Raw genomic sequence first — 14,349 nt, 5'->3', positions numbered from 1 at the left:
GGTCGCGTGATCGAAGTGATCGCTGGCTGTACGCTTGAAGAGTTTTTCATCCGCGAAATATTTGACCCGATCGGAATGGATGAGACCCGCTTTACCGTGCCGCAGGGAACGGCGGACCGTTTCGCCTCTCTCTATACGCCGCTATCGGGCGATTCCTTTAACCTCAATGCCGCCGAGAAAAGCAGTGAAAGCCTACGCCTTAGCGATGCCGCAGACGGCTCTTCGTTTCACAAAACCAAGATGAATTCGGGTGGTGGCGGTCTGATCGGCACGATCGACGACTACATGAAGTTCACCAATATGCTGCGCTCCGGCGGTCAGGGCATACTCTCGTCGCATACGCTCAGCTTTATGATGCGCAATCATCTGGCGGGTGACATTGCGTCGATGGGACCATCCAGCTTTGCCGAACAACCGATGGAGGGTATGGGCTTTGGCATCGGCGGCGCCGTGGTGCTCGATCCGGGCCGTGCGCGTGTGCCCGGGTCCGTCGGTGATTTCTCATGGGGGGGCATGGCCTCGACCTTTTTCTGGGTCGATCCGGTGCATGATCTGTCTGTGGTGTTTTTCACGCAATTGGCCCCCAGCAGTTCCTACCCCTCGCGGTCACAATTGAAAGCTTTGGTCCAAGGGGCACTGACATGAGCGGCAAAGTACTTTGGACACCGTCACCCGAACGCTATGACGCCTCGACCATGGCGCAGTTCGAACGGTTCGTGCAGGAAAAGCATGGCCTGACATTCGAGGATTACAACGCGATGTGGCGCTGGAGTGTCGATGATCTGGAAACCTTTTGGAACGCCATTTGGGATTTCTTTGATATGCGCGCGGCGGTGCGGCCAGAGAAAATGATGGTCCGGCGACAGATGCCCGATATGGAGTGGGGCACCGGCGGCATGCTGAACTACGCGGATAACATCCTGCGTCACGCCGAAACCCGCCCCGATGCGCCTGCGGTGATCGTGCAGTCCGAAACCTTCGACCGCACAGAACTCAGCTGGGCCGAACTGCGCCAACGGGTTGCCAGCGTTGCTGCCAAGCTACGCGGTATGGGCGTGGTACAGGGCGACCGTGTGGTCGCCATTCTGCCCAACACCGAAACCGCGCTGATTGCCTTTCTCGCCACCTCCAGCATCGGCGCGGTCTGGTCGCTGTGCGCGCCGGATATGGGGCATGTTGCGATCCTTGACCGGTTCAAACAAATTGAACCCAAGGTGCTGATTGCGCAAGACGGCTATGTGCACGCGGGCAAGACTGTCGATCGCAGCGCCGTACTGGCCGAGATTGCAGCCGCTTTGCCATCATTGGTGCAATGCGTGACCTTGCCAGTGGTCGGGGAACTGCCTGAAGGGCATATGGCTTGGGATGATCTGACCCGCGATGACGTTCCCTTTGATCCCGTCGCCGTCCCGTTCGAGCATCCGCTCTGGATCGTTTATTCCTCTGGCACGACAGGCAACCCGAAACCTATTGTGCATGGGCATGGCGGGGTGCTGCTGGAATCCAGCAAACAATCTTTGCACAAGGATATCACAACCGAAGACCGATATTGCTGGCTGACGTCATCGGGTTGGATCATGTGGAACTCCCAATTTATGGCACTGGGGCAGGGGGCGGCACTGGCTATCTATGACGGTGCGCCCAACCACCCTGATATGGGCGTGATCTGGCGTTTTGTAGCGGATGAAAAACTGACTTTCTTTGGGGCGGGCGCCGCGTTTTTCAGCGGCTGTATGAAAGCGGGCGTGACCCCCCGCAGCGAGGTCGACTTGTCCGCGCTGCGCTCTCTTGGCTCAACCGGATCACCCTTGTCGGCGGATGCCTACGACTGGATTTACCGCGATGTGAAGGCTGACCAGTGGCTGGCCCCGATCTCGGGCGGGACCGACCTTGCCGGTGCTTTTGTGCTGGGTCATCCCGGCATGCCGGTCCGCGCGGGCGAAATGCAATGCCGCGCACTTGGCAATGCGGTGCGCGCCTATGACCCGCTGGGCAACGAGTTAACGGGCGAGGTGGGCGAGCTGGTCTGCACAGAGCCGCTCCCCTCCATGCCGCTGTATTTCTGGGGTGACACCGACGGTAAACGCCTGTTTGAGAGCTATTTCGAGGACTATCCCGGCGTCTGGCGTCACGGGGATTGGATCTCGATTGATGAAAACGGCGCTTCCGTAATCTATGGCCGCTCAGACGCCACGATCAACCGAAAGGGACTGCGGCTTGGGTCTGCCGAAATCTATCAGGCGGTCGAGGGGCTGGACAGCGTGATGGACAGTCTGGTCGTCGATCTGGAGTTTCTGGGCAAAGACAGCTTTATGCCGCTCTTTGTCGTGCCTGCTGTTGGTGTGTCCGTCGACGATGCACTGAAAGACGAAATCAATGCCGCCATCCGTGCGCAGGTCTCTGCCCGGTTTATCCCCAACGAGATTATCGAGGTCGCCGAAATACCGCGCACCCTATCGGGGAAGAAGCTTGAAGTTCCGGTGAAAAAGCTGTTGCTTGGCGGCGATCCCGCCAAGGTGGTGAACCGCGACAGTATGGCCAACCCCGACAGCTTTGATTTCTTTATTGCCTATGCGGATGCACGGGCCAATGCCTGAAGGCCGACCCGATGACACAAGATATGACACCAGCCGAAGAACTCCTGCACCTACTGAACATCGAACAGTTGGAGGTGGATCTGTTTCGGGGCATCGGCGGCGGTGGGGAAACCACCACACGCATCTTCGGCGGGCATGTGATTGCGCAGTCCCTGATGGCCGCGTACCGCACTGTAGAGTACCGGCTGTGCCACAGTTTGCACGCCTATTTTATCCGCCCCGGCGACCCGTCGATCCCGGTAATCTATCAGGTTGATCGTGCCCGCGACGGGGGCAGCTTTACCACCCGGCGTGTTGTCGCGATCCAGCATGGCAAACAGATTTTTAACATGTCCGCGTCCTTTCATGTGGCTGAAGACGGATGGGACTATCAGCACCCGATGAAAGATGTAGGCAGCCCCGATGACTGGCCCGATCGCAACGATCTGCGGGCTTCTTTTGTCGAACACCTGCCCAAGAAATATCACGCCGATTTTATGCGTGAACGGCCCATCGAACTGCGCGAAGTCAAGCCGCGCGAGTTTCTGGACCCGGAAGTCGCCGATGACGTGAACCAGCTGTGGTTCCGTATGGAAGCGGCCAAGGGTCAGGATGTGCCGATGCAGCACTGCCTGCTGGCCTATGCATCCGACATGAATCTGCTGGGCTCATCGCTGCGGCCGCATGGGCTGACCTGGTTTCAGGGCAAGGTGATGACGGCAAGCCTTGATCACGCCATGTGGTTTCACGCGCCGATCGAATTTGCCGATTGGCACCTCTATGATCTCGATGCGCCCTGGACAGGCGGCGGGCGCGGGTTCAATCGCGGGTCAATCTATCGGCAGGACGGTCAGATGGTGGCAAGCGTTGCCCAAGAAGGGCTGATGCGACCGCTCAAACCCAAGAGCACCTAACGCAAACCGCTCAGCTTGACCGGTTCCAGATCTGCCTGATCTCCGGGCAATGTCTCGGGCGTGGTATTTTTCAGAATTGCAATCGCTGCTGGCGAGGTAAGGGCAACGCTGTGCCCCGCGCCGCCGTTGCCCAGATCGCCCGCATCAATCACCTTGATCGGCAGATCACGGACCGCCGCGCGGTCGGGCGCTGAACCAAGCCGGTTGGTACGTCCGGTCAGCATGGCCGACAATCGCAAAACGCGGTCTTCGCTAGTGGCCAGCAAGACAGTCGGGTCGGGCAGGGGGGTGATGCGCGAGGCTTGGGAGTAGAACAGCTCTCCATCAATGTCGGGCGATACCATGATCAGCGCATCAACGCGCTTGGCAATATCGACGCGACCCGCAATTGCCATTTGGCGTAGGGTTTCGACAACCAACAGATTGCCCATCGAGTGACCCAGGATCACCAGCCGCTGACGCGGATCATCACTCAGCGCGGTGATCACCCTGGCCAATTGGTCACGGGCGATCAGCGCTGAATCACGGTCATAGAGATAGCCCACCGCCTTGCCCGCCGAGGGCCAGGAAAACAGCACAGGCTGGGCAGGCAATTCAAAATCATGCGCGATTTGCGCCAGTTGATAGACCGCTTCGCCGTGGGTGTAATTGTATCCATGCACGAAAAGGAAAATCTCGTTGTCCCCGGCAGACCCACTCTGTCCGATATGGCGGGCAAACTCCCCGATATCAGCGTATTCGGAACTCTCGAGCGTGACAAAGTTCTGCGCGGCGTCCGGAGTCCCTTCGGGCCATTCGATATGGCCTGTCTGGTGGCCGGGCGGCACCGAGATGACGTGCCGTTCAAATCGCATGCTGTCAGGACGCGGTGCCAGGCTTTGACCGGGGCGTGGCCCTTCGGTGGGGCGGAAATTCACCGCCCATATAGCGTGTTCAGTGGTGCCCGCAGCGGGCGGGCCATAGGCGATATGTCCTCGATCGGCACAGGCCGCGAGGACCAGCAACAGGCATATCACAACAGATCGGATAAACACCCTATTCGCTTCCTGTCGACATCGGCAAAGACTTCACGACAGAACACCATTTCCGCGCCCCCGGCAAGCGGGCGGCGCGGAAGGGGGGTATCTTATCTACGTGGCGTCAGCCGAAAACAAAGAAACAAATCTTGTTGCCATCGGGGTCGCGCGCATAGGCACCATAGAACCGGTCAGGAATACGCTGGCCCGGTTCACCGTCGTCGGTAGCCCCCAATTCAAGCGCACGGGCGTGCATCTTGTCCACGTCCTCCTTGGTCTTTGCGGTAAAGGCGACCATCGTGCCATTGCCCGGTGTTGGATCGCCCTTGTCGTAAGGCTCGCAGACTGCCACCATCGGCTGTCCGCGCGCGACCGAGATAAAGGCGATGCGCCCTTGGTCGATGACGACCCTGCCGCCGTCCGGCTCGAACAGGTTTGCGTAAAAAGTCTTGGCGCGTTCCATGTCGCGCACACCGAGGGTCACATAGCCGATCATATCGGGCTCCTTACATCTTTTTGTCGCCGTAGGCGCGGTTCAGCTTGCGCATCCCGCCGATCCAACGGTCGTAATCGTCGGTCTTGTTCTTCATATATCTGCGCACTTCTTCATGCGGCAGAATGAGGAACGTCTCGTCGCGGATGGCCTCAAGGCAAATCTGGGCGACAGGCTCGGGATCCATCATGCCGTTGATGGCGGCTACATGATCCTCGTGGCCCCGGGTCATTTCGGTGCGCACCGCCTGCGGGCAAAGCACCGAGACCTTGATCCCGTCATCACCATGGGTCAGCGCAATCCATTCGGCCAGACCGACAGCGGCGTGTTTTGTCACCCCGTAGGAAGCCGAACCAATCTGGTTCAGCAGACCCGCCGCCGAAGAGGTGTTCAACAGATAACCGCCGCCACGTTCTTTCATCAGCGGCACCAGATGACGTGCGGCCCAGACATGGGCCATCACGTTGATCTCCCAGACGCGCTGCCATTCGTCATTGGGCGTGTCCATCCCGCCGCCCACGGCGATACCGGCATTCGACCAGAACAGATCAATCGGGCCGATGTCCCGCTCGACACTGTCAATCATCTGCTTGATCTCGGCCTCGTTGGACACGTCCACGGTATAGGCCGCACCGCCAACGCTCTCGGCTGTCTCGGCCGCACCGTCACCGTTCACATCCACGCAGACGACTTGCTTGGCTCCCGCATCGGCAAAAGCCATGCACAACGCGCGACCAATACCGCTGGCGGCACCGGTCACGACACAAATTCTATCTTTGATATCCATCAGATCACGTCCACATGTTGGAGCCGCCACAGACGGTCAACGCCTGTCCGGTCATGTATTTGCTGGCATCCGATGCCAAATAGACGGCGAGCCCGGCAAAGTCTTCCGGCTCTCCCAGACGGCGCAGGGGGATGTCATTCTCGATCCTCTGGGCGACTTCGGGGTTGTCCCAAAGTTCACGGGCGAATTCGGTTTTCACCAGACCGGGGCAGATTGCGTTGAACCGGATGCCGTTTGGACCAAACTCGGCCGCTAGGTTGCGGCACAGGCCAATCAGCGCAAGTTTGGACATGCCGTAGGTGCCCAGCATCACGGAGGGTTTGAACGCCCCGATAGAGGACGTGAACGCCATCGAGCCGCTGCCCTTTTCGATCATATCGGGGGCGACCATCTGTGCCAGCCAAAGGTTGGACAGCACATTGGCGTTCATGGTTTTCTGATAGGCGTCATCAGGAATTTCAGACGTTTTCCCGTAGTAGGGGTTCACGCCTGCATTGCCGATCACCACGTCAATCGGGCCGGCCAGCTCGTGCGTTTTATCGACCAACGCCTGAAGCTGTTCCTTGTAACCCACGTTGCAGGACACGCCGTATGCTTTGCCTTTGCCAAGGGCATTGATGCCCTCGGCCGCTTCGTCCAGCTGGTCCTGTTTGCGCGCAGAGATGACGACAGTCGCGCCATGCTCTGCGAGCGCGGTGGCCATTGCCAGACCCATCCCCTTGGAGGCGCCGGTCAACAGCGCCACCTTGCCGGTCAGATCAAAAAGCGCACTCATCCCATGAACCCCGCAGAGCCGCGGTTTTCAGTGTGCTGCTTGGCCGCATCCTGACGTTCGTTGCTGTCCTTGTACGTTTGTACTTCGTGACGCGCGATAACGTGGTGGTGCACCTCATCGGGGCCATCCGCATAACGCAGCGTGCGCTGCTGGGCGTACATACCGGACAGGGGCGACCACTGGGAAATACCCGTCGCACCATGCACTTGCATGGCCTGATCGATGATGTCGCAAACCTGCTCCGGCACTTTCGCCTTGATCATCGACACCCAGATGCGGGCTTCCTTGTTGCCCAGAACATCCATCGCCTTGGCTGCTTTCAAGACCAGCAAACGCATGGATTCAATCTCGATCTTGGCACGAGAAATCGTTTCCATGTTCTTGCCCAGATCAACGATCTTTTTGCCAAAGGCGACGCGGGAAAGACCGCGTTCGATCATCAGATCCAGCGCCTTTTCGGCCTGCCCGATGGAACGCATGCAGTGATGGATGCGGCCAGGTCCAAGGCGGACTTGGGAGATTTCAAAGCCCTTGCCTTCGCCCCACAGAATGTTGCTTTCGGGCACGCGGACGTTGGTGAATTTGATGTGCATGTGGCCGTGTGGCGCGTCGTCGTGACCAAAGACGTGCATTGGCCCAAGGATCTCGACGCCGGGTGTGTCGATCGGCACAAGGATCTGGCTTTGCTGGCGGAAAGGTTCCGCGTCAGGGGACGTCTTGACCATGACGATCATGATTTTACAGCGCGGATCGCCCGCACCGGAAATATAATACTTCTCGCCGTTCATCACCCATTCGCCGTTTTCCAGCACGGCGGACATGGCGATGTTCTTGGCGTCAGAGGAAGCGCGGTCCGGCTCTGTCATCGCAAAGGCAGAACGGATTTCACCCGCCAGCAGGGGCTTCAGCCACTTCTCTTTCTGCTCCGGCGTGCCAACGCGTTCCAGCACTTCCATATTGCCGGTGTCAGGCGCGGAACAGTTCAGCGTCTGCGACGCCAGCGGGTTCTTGCCCAGCTCGGCGGCGATATAGGCATAATCGAGGTTCGACAGACCTTCGCCGGTTTCTGCATTGGGCAGGAAAAAGTTCCAAAGTCCCGCATCCCGCGCCTTTTGCTTGGCACCTTCCAGCAGTTCAAGCTGGCGCGGGTGATAGGACCAGCGGTCCTCCTGCGCGTCGGCCAGACGGTGATATTCTTCGCTGATCGGATCCACGTTCTCGCGGATGTGTTTGATCACGGCGTTCAGCAGGGGCTTGTTGCCCTCTGACATTTCCAGATTGTTCAGGCTGAGCGGTGAGTTTGTATCGGACATAATGTGCCTCCTTGGCGTGAATTACTTGTTCACCCAGTTGGGTGCGCGTTTCTCGACGAAGGCGTTGACGCCTTCCTTGAAATCTTCGGTTTTGCTTAGGTCTGCGATGACCTCGCGTGAATAGGCGATGCTGTCTGCAAACCCGTCGCGGGCGTACATATCGTTCATCACACGCTTGGTGGCTTTGACGGCAGAGGGCGACACGGTGCAAAGCTGTTCGGCCTTCTCCATCGCTTTGTCCATCAATTCATCATGGGGATGCACCTCGTTGACGCAGCCCATCGCGAGTGCCTCGTCGGCAAGGATGGTGCGGCCGGTATACATCATTTCCTGCGCGGCGAGCCGGCCGACATAACGTGACAACCGTTGCACACCGGAAGCGGCGGCAAAGAAGCCTACCTTCACTTCGGGCAGCGCGAATTTGGCCTTTTCCGATGCGAGGATGATGTCGCAGGACAGCGCGGTTTCAAACCCGCCGCCCATGGCAAAGCCATTGACCGCCGCGATGATCGGTTTCTCCAGGTCGAAGCGTGACGACAGACCGGCGAAACCACTCTCCGTCATCTTGGCCTTGCTGCCACCCGCCGCCGTCGCCTTGAGGTCATTGCCTGAGCAAAACGCCTTGTCCCCGGCACCAGTCAGCACCGCGACCCACAGATCCTGATCTGCAGCAAAGGCGTCCCAACAATCGGCCATCTCGTTGTGCATATCCACATGAACCGCGTTGTAGACATCGGGCCGGTTCATGGTCACGACCAGGATATGGCCCTTCTTCTCGGTTGTGATGAATTCGTAGCTCATACTTTCAGCCCTCCGGTGTCGATTTCGGTGAATTTACCGCCAGATGCCGCCAGTTTGCGCAGGGTATCTGCCGGTGCAAATGCGGCATCTTCGGCACCCAGTTTTTCCATGCGGTCCAGCACCGCTTGGGCACCCACCATGTCACCATAGAACATCGGCCCGCCTTTATCCGCTGGCCAGCCGTAGCCGTTGAGCCAGACCACATCCACGTCCGAGGGACGCTGTGCCTTGTTCTCTTCAAGGATCTTCACGGCCTCGTTGATCATGGGGTAGATGCAGATCTCGATGATCTCGTCCGCGCTCATCGTGGATGGCTCTGCGCCTGTGATGTCCTTGATGATGCCTGCGGTAACATCAGAAGGAATGGGGCGACGGTTTTCATCGTAATCATAGAAACCCGCCTTGGTTTTCTGTCCGCGCCGGTCCATTTCGCACAGGGCATCGCGGATCGGATTGTCGGTTTTGGCCCCTTTGGACCATCCGATATCAAGGCCCGCCAGATCGGACATCTGGAACGGTCCCATCTTGAACCCGAACTGGTTCAGCGCGGCGTCCACATCCCAGGGCATGACGCCCTGATAGACCAACTTGTTGGCTTGGATCTGACGCGCAAACAGGATGCGGTTGCCCACGAAACCGGGGCAGACGCCGACAAGGGCGGCAATCTTGTTGATCGTCTTGGCAAGGTCCATGCAGGTCGCGACGACATCATCGGCGGTATGTTTGGCGCGCACAATCTCCAGCAGCTTCATCACATTGGCAGGCGAGAAGAAATGCAGGCCGATTACATCTTCGGGCCGCTTGGTCATGCCCGCAATCTCGTTGATGTCCAGCGCGGATGTGTTTGTCGCCAGAATGGCACCGGGTTTCATCACGGCGTCCAGCTCGGTAAAAATCTTGCGTTTGAGATCCATATTCTCGAACACCGCTTCGATGACCAGATCGCAATCGGCCAGATCGGCAATCGCCAACCGTCCGTCAAACCGGTTCATCCGCGCCTCGACCTCATCCTGAGGAAAACGTCCCTTGTCGGAAGAACGCTGGTAATTGCCGCGCACGACCTTCAGGCCGCGATCCAAGGCTTCCTGCGTGGTCTCGACAATTTTCACATTGAAGCCGGCAGTTGCGAAATTCATCGCAATACCGCCGCCCATCGTGCCGGCACCAATGATGCCCACGGTCTTGATCTCGCGGCGCGGGGTGTCAGCGGGCAGGTCCGGCACTTCCCATGCGGCATGTCCTGCAGCAGCGATATAAGTTCCGATTTCTTCTTCGGTGGGGGTATTCATACTTTTGCCTCTTGGTTGTCCAGACAGACCGTGCGGATTGCACGTCGGTCGATTTTGTCGGTGGCACCGCGGGTCAGCACATCATGCTGCACCCACAGATGCACGGGGATTTTGAATTTTGCCAGATGCGCTTGCAAGAAGTCCGCCATCTTGGCCTGGGTCACTGCCGCACCGGCGCGCAGCTGCACGCAAGCACCGACTGTCTCGCCCAGCCGTTCGTCGGGAACAGAGAACACAACGGCTTCCAACACATCGGGGTGTTGATGCAACGCCCCCTCAACATCCAGACAGGCGATGTTCTCACCGCCCCGAATTATGATATTTTTCTTGCGGTCAAGGATGGTGATGAACCCCTCGTCATCCAACACGCCCAGATCGCCGGTGCGCAGCCAACCGTCCTGCACCGTTTCGGCGGTGGCCTCCGGTTTGTTCAGGTAACAGCGCATGATATGCGGGCCTTTGACCGCGATCTCGCCCATCGTGCCATTGGGCAGGGCATTGCCCGCGTCATCCATGATACGCAGCTCCTGCACCGGCGGATGCAGCTTGCCTGCCGCATCGGGCCGCGCCCGGTAATCATCGCCGATCATGCCGATGCCCAAAGCGTTGGTTTCGGTCATGCCCCAACCCGTCGCAATACCCGCGTTCGGAAAGGTCTCGGCCAGTTGCGCAACCTGAGCAGCAGGGCGTTTCGCGCCGCCTGCACCAAGGTAGTCGAGCGAGGGCAGGCTTTCACCCATCTGCTTGGCCGCTTCCATCAGTTCAGCCGATTGGGTAGGCACGCCCAGAAAGCGGGTGATGTTGTTGTCGCGGATCAGACGCACGGCCTGCTCTGCATCCCATTTGTGCATCAGCGTAATCTTGGCCCCCGCAGGCAGGGACAACAGAAACAGCGGATGGGTCGCTGTGACGTGAAACAAGGGCGTCACCACCAGCGCAGAGGGGCGCGGCGGCTCTGGCGCATCAGGGGCAGGGGGATCAATGAGCGGCGCGATGACCGATTGCATTAACCAGCTGAAGACCGCGTTCACTGCACTGCGATGGGTTTGCACCACGCCTTTGGGATGCCCCGTGGTACCAGACGAATACATAACCGCGAAATCGTCATCCGTGTCGATCTCGACATCCGGCGCTGTCTCGGCCCGTACGCCGTCGCGCAGTTTTGTGTAATCAAGCGCGGTTTGCCCTTCGCCGTCACGCACACCGATCAAGGTCAGCCCAAGTGCGTCCCGCAGCGGCAGCATCCGCTCCAGACGCGGCCCATCGGCAAAGACAACCTTGGCCCCGCTATCGCGCAAGGCGTACTCGAGTTCTGCCGTGGTCCACCATGCGTTGACGAAGACCACGACCCCGCCCATGGATGAAATCGCAAGGACCAGCGCCAGCAATTCAGGATAGTTGCGCATGGCCACCGCAATATGGTCGCCCTGTTTCAGGCCCAATTCATCGCGCATCGCATGGGCCATCCGATTTACCGTGGCGGTAAACTCGGCATAGGTCTGACTTTCGTCTTCCAGCGCGATGTAATCGAACTGCCCGTCCCCGTGCCGCGCCCAGCCAGCGGCCAACAAGGCCGGCACAGTCGCCGGAATATTTTTGAATGCCTTAACCGTCACGCCTCTGACATCTACGTCGTGCACGGCAAAGGTCGGTTCCGTGCTGACCACATGGCGCACTGCTTCTTCTGGTGTCATTGCCGTCATCACGGCATCTTCATATTGCATGGATCCCCCTCCCAAGGTCACCTGCCGACGCACTTCCTCCCCGGATCGCGGCCGACTCTATGCAGCAGACTAGGCAGGAAATCTCCACATGCCAATACCGCAGAACGGAACGTCATTCCGCAAATGCAAAATATGCCGTTTTGCGGCATAATCAGAGTTATGTAATGTGGCGCTCTAAACTCTCTCCATAATCGCAGCGCGCCACAAGAAAGCGTTAGTACCCCATCGCGCAGCCGTCTTTGCGCGGATCAGAGCCTGCGATCAGAACGCCTTCTTCGTGGTCAATCTCGATGATCTGGCCGCCGCCGTGGGGCATTTTGGTCCAGTCGATCTTATGTCCCTTGGCGGTCAGCCCGTCGAACACGTCCTGGCCCAGGGTTGGTTCGATCTCGATCGTGTCGTCCTCGCGCCAGAACATACGTGGGCTGTCGAGTGCTTCTTGGGGGTCCATGCCGAAATCCACCATATTGGTGATGACATGCGTATGACCGGTCGGCTGATACTGTCCGCCCATGACGCCAAAACAATATTTCGGTTTGTCGCCCTGCATCGCCATTGCCGGGATGATCGTATGCAGCGGCCGCTTGCCGCCTTCGATGGTGTTGGGATGGCCCGGCTTCACCCGGAACCCTGCGCCGCGATTCTGCAAGGTGATCCCGGTCTTGTCGGTCACGATGCCAGAACCGAATCCTTTGAACACAGAGTTGATCAGCGAGACCGCCATGCCATCACGGTCCACGCAGGACAGATAGATCGTATCGCTGGTGAAGTTCGGATCAGCGGACGGCAGATCGTTATTACGCTTAGCCGGATCAATTGTCGCCGCCAGCCCCTTGGCCCAAGCCTTGTCGATCAGCGCGTCGACAGTAACACCCATCGTCGTCTCATCGCCGATATGCGTGTCGCGAATGGCATAGCCGATGCGCGATGCTTCCATTTCAAGGTGGAATCGTTCCGCCCCATGCGGGTCGAGCCCGGTCAGGTCAAAACGCTCCATCAGGTTGAGGATAATCTGCGCGGTGATACCGGTACCGTTGGGCGGCAGCTCGGCCAGATCAATATCCCGGTAGCCAGACGCCACGGGCGTGCAGGGATCAGCGGTATGAGCCGCAAGGTCTTCTTCGGTCATCACGCCGCCGCGTGCCTTCAACTCGGCCACGATATCGGCCGCAACAGCGCCTTCGTAGAACCCTTTGGCACCCTCCTTGGCAATAATCTTCAGTGTTTCGGCCAAGGCGGGAAGTTTGTGAACCGTGCCCATCTTTGGCGCCTTACCGTCCACCATATAATGCTGGCCCCCTACCCCCTGTTTGGTCAGCTTAGCCACACATTCATTCCAGTCCGTCCAGACGCGGGGGTAGACAACAAAGCCATGCTCCGCCGCTTGAATAGCAGGTTGCAGCGCCTCTTCCATGCTGATGGTCCCGTGGCTTTCCAGCAGGCTCTCCCAACACTTGATCACACCCGGCACCGTCACGGAATGCGGGCTGGCATCGTCCATTGCGGACCACCCCTGCCCCATCAACATTTCGGTCGATAACGCGGCGGCCGCGCGACCCGACGAGTTCAGCCCATATAGCGCCTCCCCCGGCTTCGAGATCAGCGCAAAGCCGTCACCGCCGATTGCCGTCATCGCTGGTTCAACCACCGCCAGCACAGCAGCTGCCGTGACCCCGGCATCCACGGCATTGCCACCGCGCTTCAGCACCTCAAGCCCAGCTTGGGTCGCCAGCGGATGGGATGTGGCGAGAGCCCCATTGGCCGCATAAATCGGTGAACGTTTAGGCTCGTGAAAGTTGCGCATGGCAGGTGTCCTTTGTATTATTGGCGCAAGGTTAACCTGCCCGAGCGGCAAAGACAGCCCGAAACTGCAGATTTCAGACTTACCTTTTATTTACAGTAGGTTGTCACTCATCAAAGCCGATAAACCGCGCCACATCACCGATGTCACGCCGGTTTGAAACCACTGCATTCGCCGCGAACTCCTCGTCCGGCCATCCCAGTGCGACGCAGGTCATAATCACCTGATCGTCGGGAATTTGCGCGTGTTCGCGCACCACGGGAGACTGCATGATCCCCTGCCCGTTGATCACCGCGCCCAAGCCCCGCGACCATGCGGCGAGGACCAGACCATAGGTCACAGCGCCCAGATCGAAATGCGCAATTGTGCCACCGTCCAGTGATTTATCGAAGGTGACAACAATCGAGACAGGCGCATCGAACTGCCGAAACCCGCGCATCACCCAGTCCAGCCGCATCTCTTTGTCCTCGCGGGCGATGCCCATCGCGGCGAACAGTTGTTTGGCGATCTCAACCTGCCGGTCGCGGTGCGGCCCCTCATAGGCGCCATGATCAACGATCTCGCGCACCGGCGGCACACCTTCCATCATGCGGGTAGAGTTGCCCTCGCGCACTTTCGCCAAAGGCTCGCCCGTCAGCACATGCAAATGCCAAGGTTGCGTGTTCATCGAAGACGGCGCACGATTGGCCAGCGCGATGATTTCCTCCAACAGCGCTTTCGGCACCGGCTTGTCCTTGAAACCGCGGATCGAGCGGCGTTCCTGCATGGCTTGGTCTAATTGCATCATCTTGGCCCTTCGGTATTTGGTTCGGGCAAAGCTACCCGTCAGAACAAATCTGGCCAGCCCTTCCGCAGCGTCA

At 58.8% G+C, this 14,349-nt stretch carries 13 protein-coding genes; 3 read left to right on the top strand and 10 right to left on the bottom strand.

The window, feature by feature from the left end; genetic code table 11:
• The 3 genes from Z945_RS0106535 to Z945_RS0106525 all read left to right on the top strand — a co-directional run.
• Positions 1 to 645, top strand: a 645-nt coding sequence (locus Z945_RS0106535) for a serine hydrolase domain-containing protein (RefSeq protein WP_025051305.1), incomplete at its 5' end; no start/stop codon positions are given.
• Entirely contained in the window at positions 642 to 2,597 is a 1,956-nt protein-coding gene (locus tag Z945_RS0106530) for an acetoacetate--CoA ligase (RefSeq protein ID WP_025051304.1), read from the top strand. The genes Z945_RS0106535 and Z945_RS0106530, both read left to right, overlap by 4 nt.
• Before the next feature lie 23 nt (positions 2,598 to 2,620).
• Positions 2,621 to 3,490 carry an acyl-CoA thioesterase gene (locus tag Z945_RS0106525; protein ID WP_025051303.1) on the top strand — a complete coding sequence of 290 codons (870 nt, stop codon included), beginning with the start codon at positions 2,621 to 2,623 and terminating at the stop codon, positions 3,488 to 3,490.
• Here the strand turns inward: Z945_RS0106525 and Z945_RS19475 are convergent.
• The 10 genes from Z945_RS19475 to Z945_RS0106475 all read right to left on the bottom strand — a co-directional run bounded on the left by Z945_RS19475 (position 3,487) and on the right by Z945_RS0106475 (position 14,273).
• Positions 3,487 to 4,524, bottom strand: a complete 1,038-nt coding sequence (locus Z945_RS19475; RefSeq protein ID WP_025051302.1) for an alpha/beta hydrolase — start codon at positions 4,522 to 4,524, stop codon at positions 3,487 to 3,489. The genes Z945_RS0106525 and Z945_RS19475 overlap by 4 nt on opposite strands.
• Before the next feature lie 106 nt (positions 4,525 to 4,630).
• Positions 4,631 to 5,002, bottom strand: coding sequence for a VOC family protein (locus Z945_RS0106515; RefSeq protein ID WP_025051301.1), 372 nt, complete (start codon positions 5,000 to 5,002; stop codon positions 4,631 to 4,633).
• A gap of 10 nt (positions 5,003 to 5,012) precedes the next feature.
• The gene (locus Z945_RS0106510; RefSeq protein ID WP_025051300.1) at positions 5,013 to 5,786 is read right to left on the bottom strand and encodes an SDR family oxidoreductase; all 774 of its coding nucleotides are present in this window, start codon (positions 5,784 to 5,786) and stop codon (positions 5,013 to 5,015) included.
• 4 nt (positions 5,787 to 5,790) lie between these two features.
• Complete coding sequence (locus Z945_RS0106505) at positions 5,791 to 6,561, bottom strand: SDR family NAD(P)-dependent oxidoreductase (RefSeq protein WP_025051299.1); 771 nt, start codon at positions 6,559 to 6,561, stop codon at positions 5,791 to 5,793.
• A complete protein-coding gene (locus Z945_RS0106500; RefSeq protein ID WP_152541088.1) occupies positions 6,558 to 7,874 on the bottom strand; it encodes an acyl-CoA dehydrogenase family protein in 1,317 nt (438 codons plus the stop codon). The genes Z945_RS0106505 and Z945_RS0106500 overlap by 4 nt, the downstream gene beginning before the upstream one ends.
• A 21-nt stretch (positions 7,875 to 7,895) precedes the next feature.
• On the bottom strand, positions 7,896 to 8,675 hold the full coding sequence (locus Z945_RS0106495) for an enoyl-CoA hydratase-related protein (protein WP_025051297.1): 780 nt from the start codon (positions 8,673 to 8,675) through the stop codon (positions 7,896 to 7,898).
• Positions 8,672 to 9,964 (bottom strand): 3-hydroxyacyl-CoA dehydrogenase, encoded by a 1,293-nt coding sequence (locus tag Z945_RS0106490; RefSeq protein WP_025051296.1) that lies wholly within the window; start codon positions 9,962 to 9,964, stop codon positions 8,672 to 8,674. The genes Z945_RS0106495 and Z945_RS0106490 overlap by 4 nt, the downstream gene beginning before the upstream one ends.
• The gene (locus Z945_RS0106485; protein WP_241434472.1) at positions 9,961 to 11,688 is read right to left on the bottom strand and encodes a class I adenylate-forming enzyme family protein; all 1,728 of its coding nucleotides are present in this window, start codon (positions 11,686 to 11,688) and stop codon (positions 9,961 to 9,963) included. The genes Z945_RS0106490 and Z945_RS0106485 overlap by 4 nt, the downstream gene beginning before the upstream one ends.
• A 214-nt stretch (positions 11,689 to 11,902) precedes the next feature.
• Positions 11,903 to 13,492, bottom strand: coding sequence for a gamma-glutamyltransferase (gene ggt / locus Z945_RS0106480; RefSeq protein ID WP_025051294.1), 1,590 nt, complete (start codon positions 13,490 to 13,492; stop codon positions 11,903 to 11,905).
• A gap of 103 nt (positions 13,493 to 13,595) precedes the next feature.
• Complete coding sequence (locus Z945_RS0106475; protein WP_025051293.1) at positions 13,596 to 14,273, bottom strand: nitroreductase; 678 nt, start codon at positions 14,271 to 14,273, stop codon at positions 13,596 to 13,598.
• Positions 14,274 to 14,349 lie beyond the last annotated feature (76 nt).

It is taken from the genome of Sulfitobacter noctilucae (assembly GCF_000622365.1).
Lineage (GTDB): Bacteria > Pseudomonadota > Alphaproteobacteria > Rhodobacterales > Rhodobacteraceae > Sulfitobacter > Sulfitobacter noctilucae.
The sequence above is the reverse complement of the archived record's forward strand: the minus strand, read 5'-3'. Positions and strand labels throughout refer to the sequence as shown.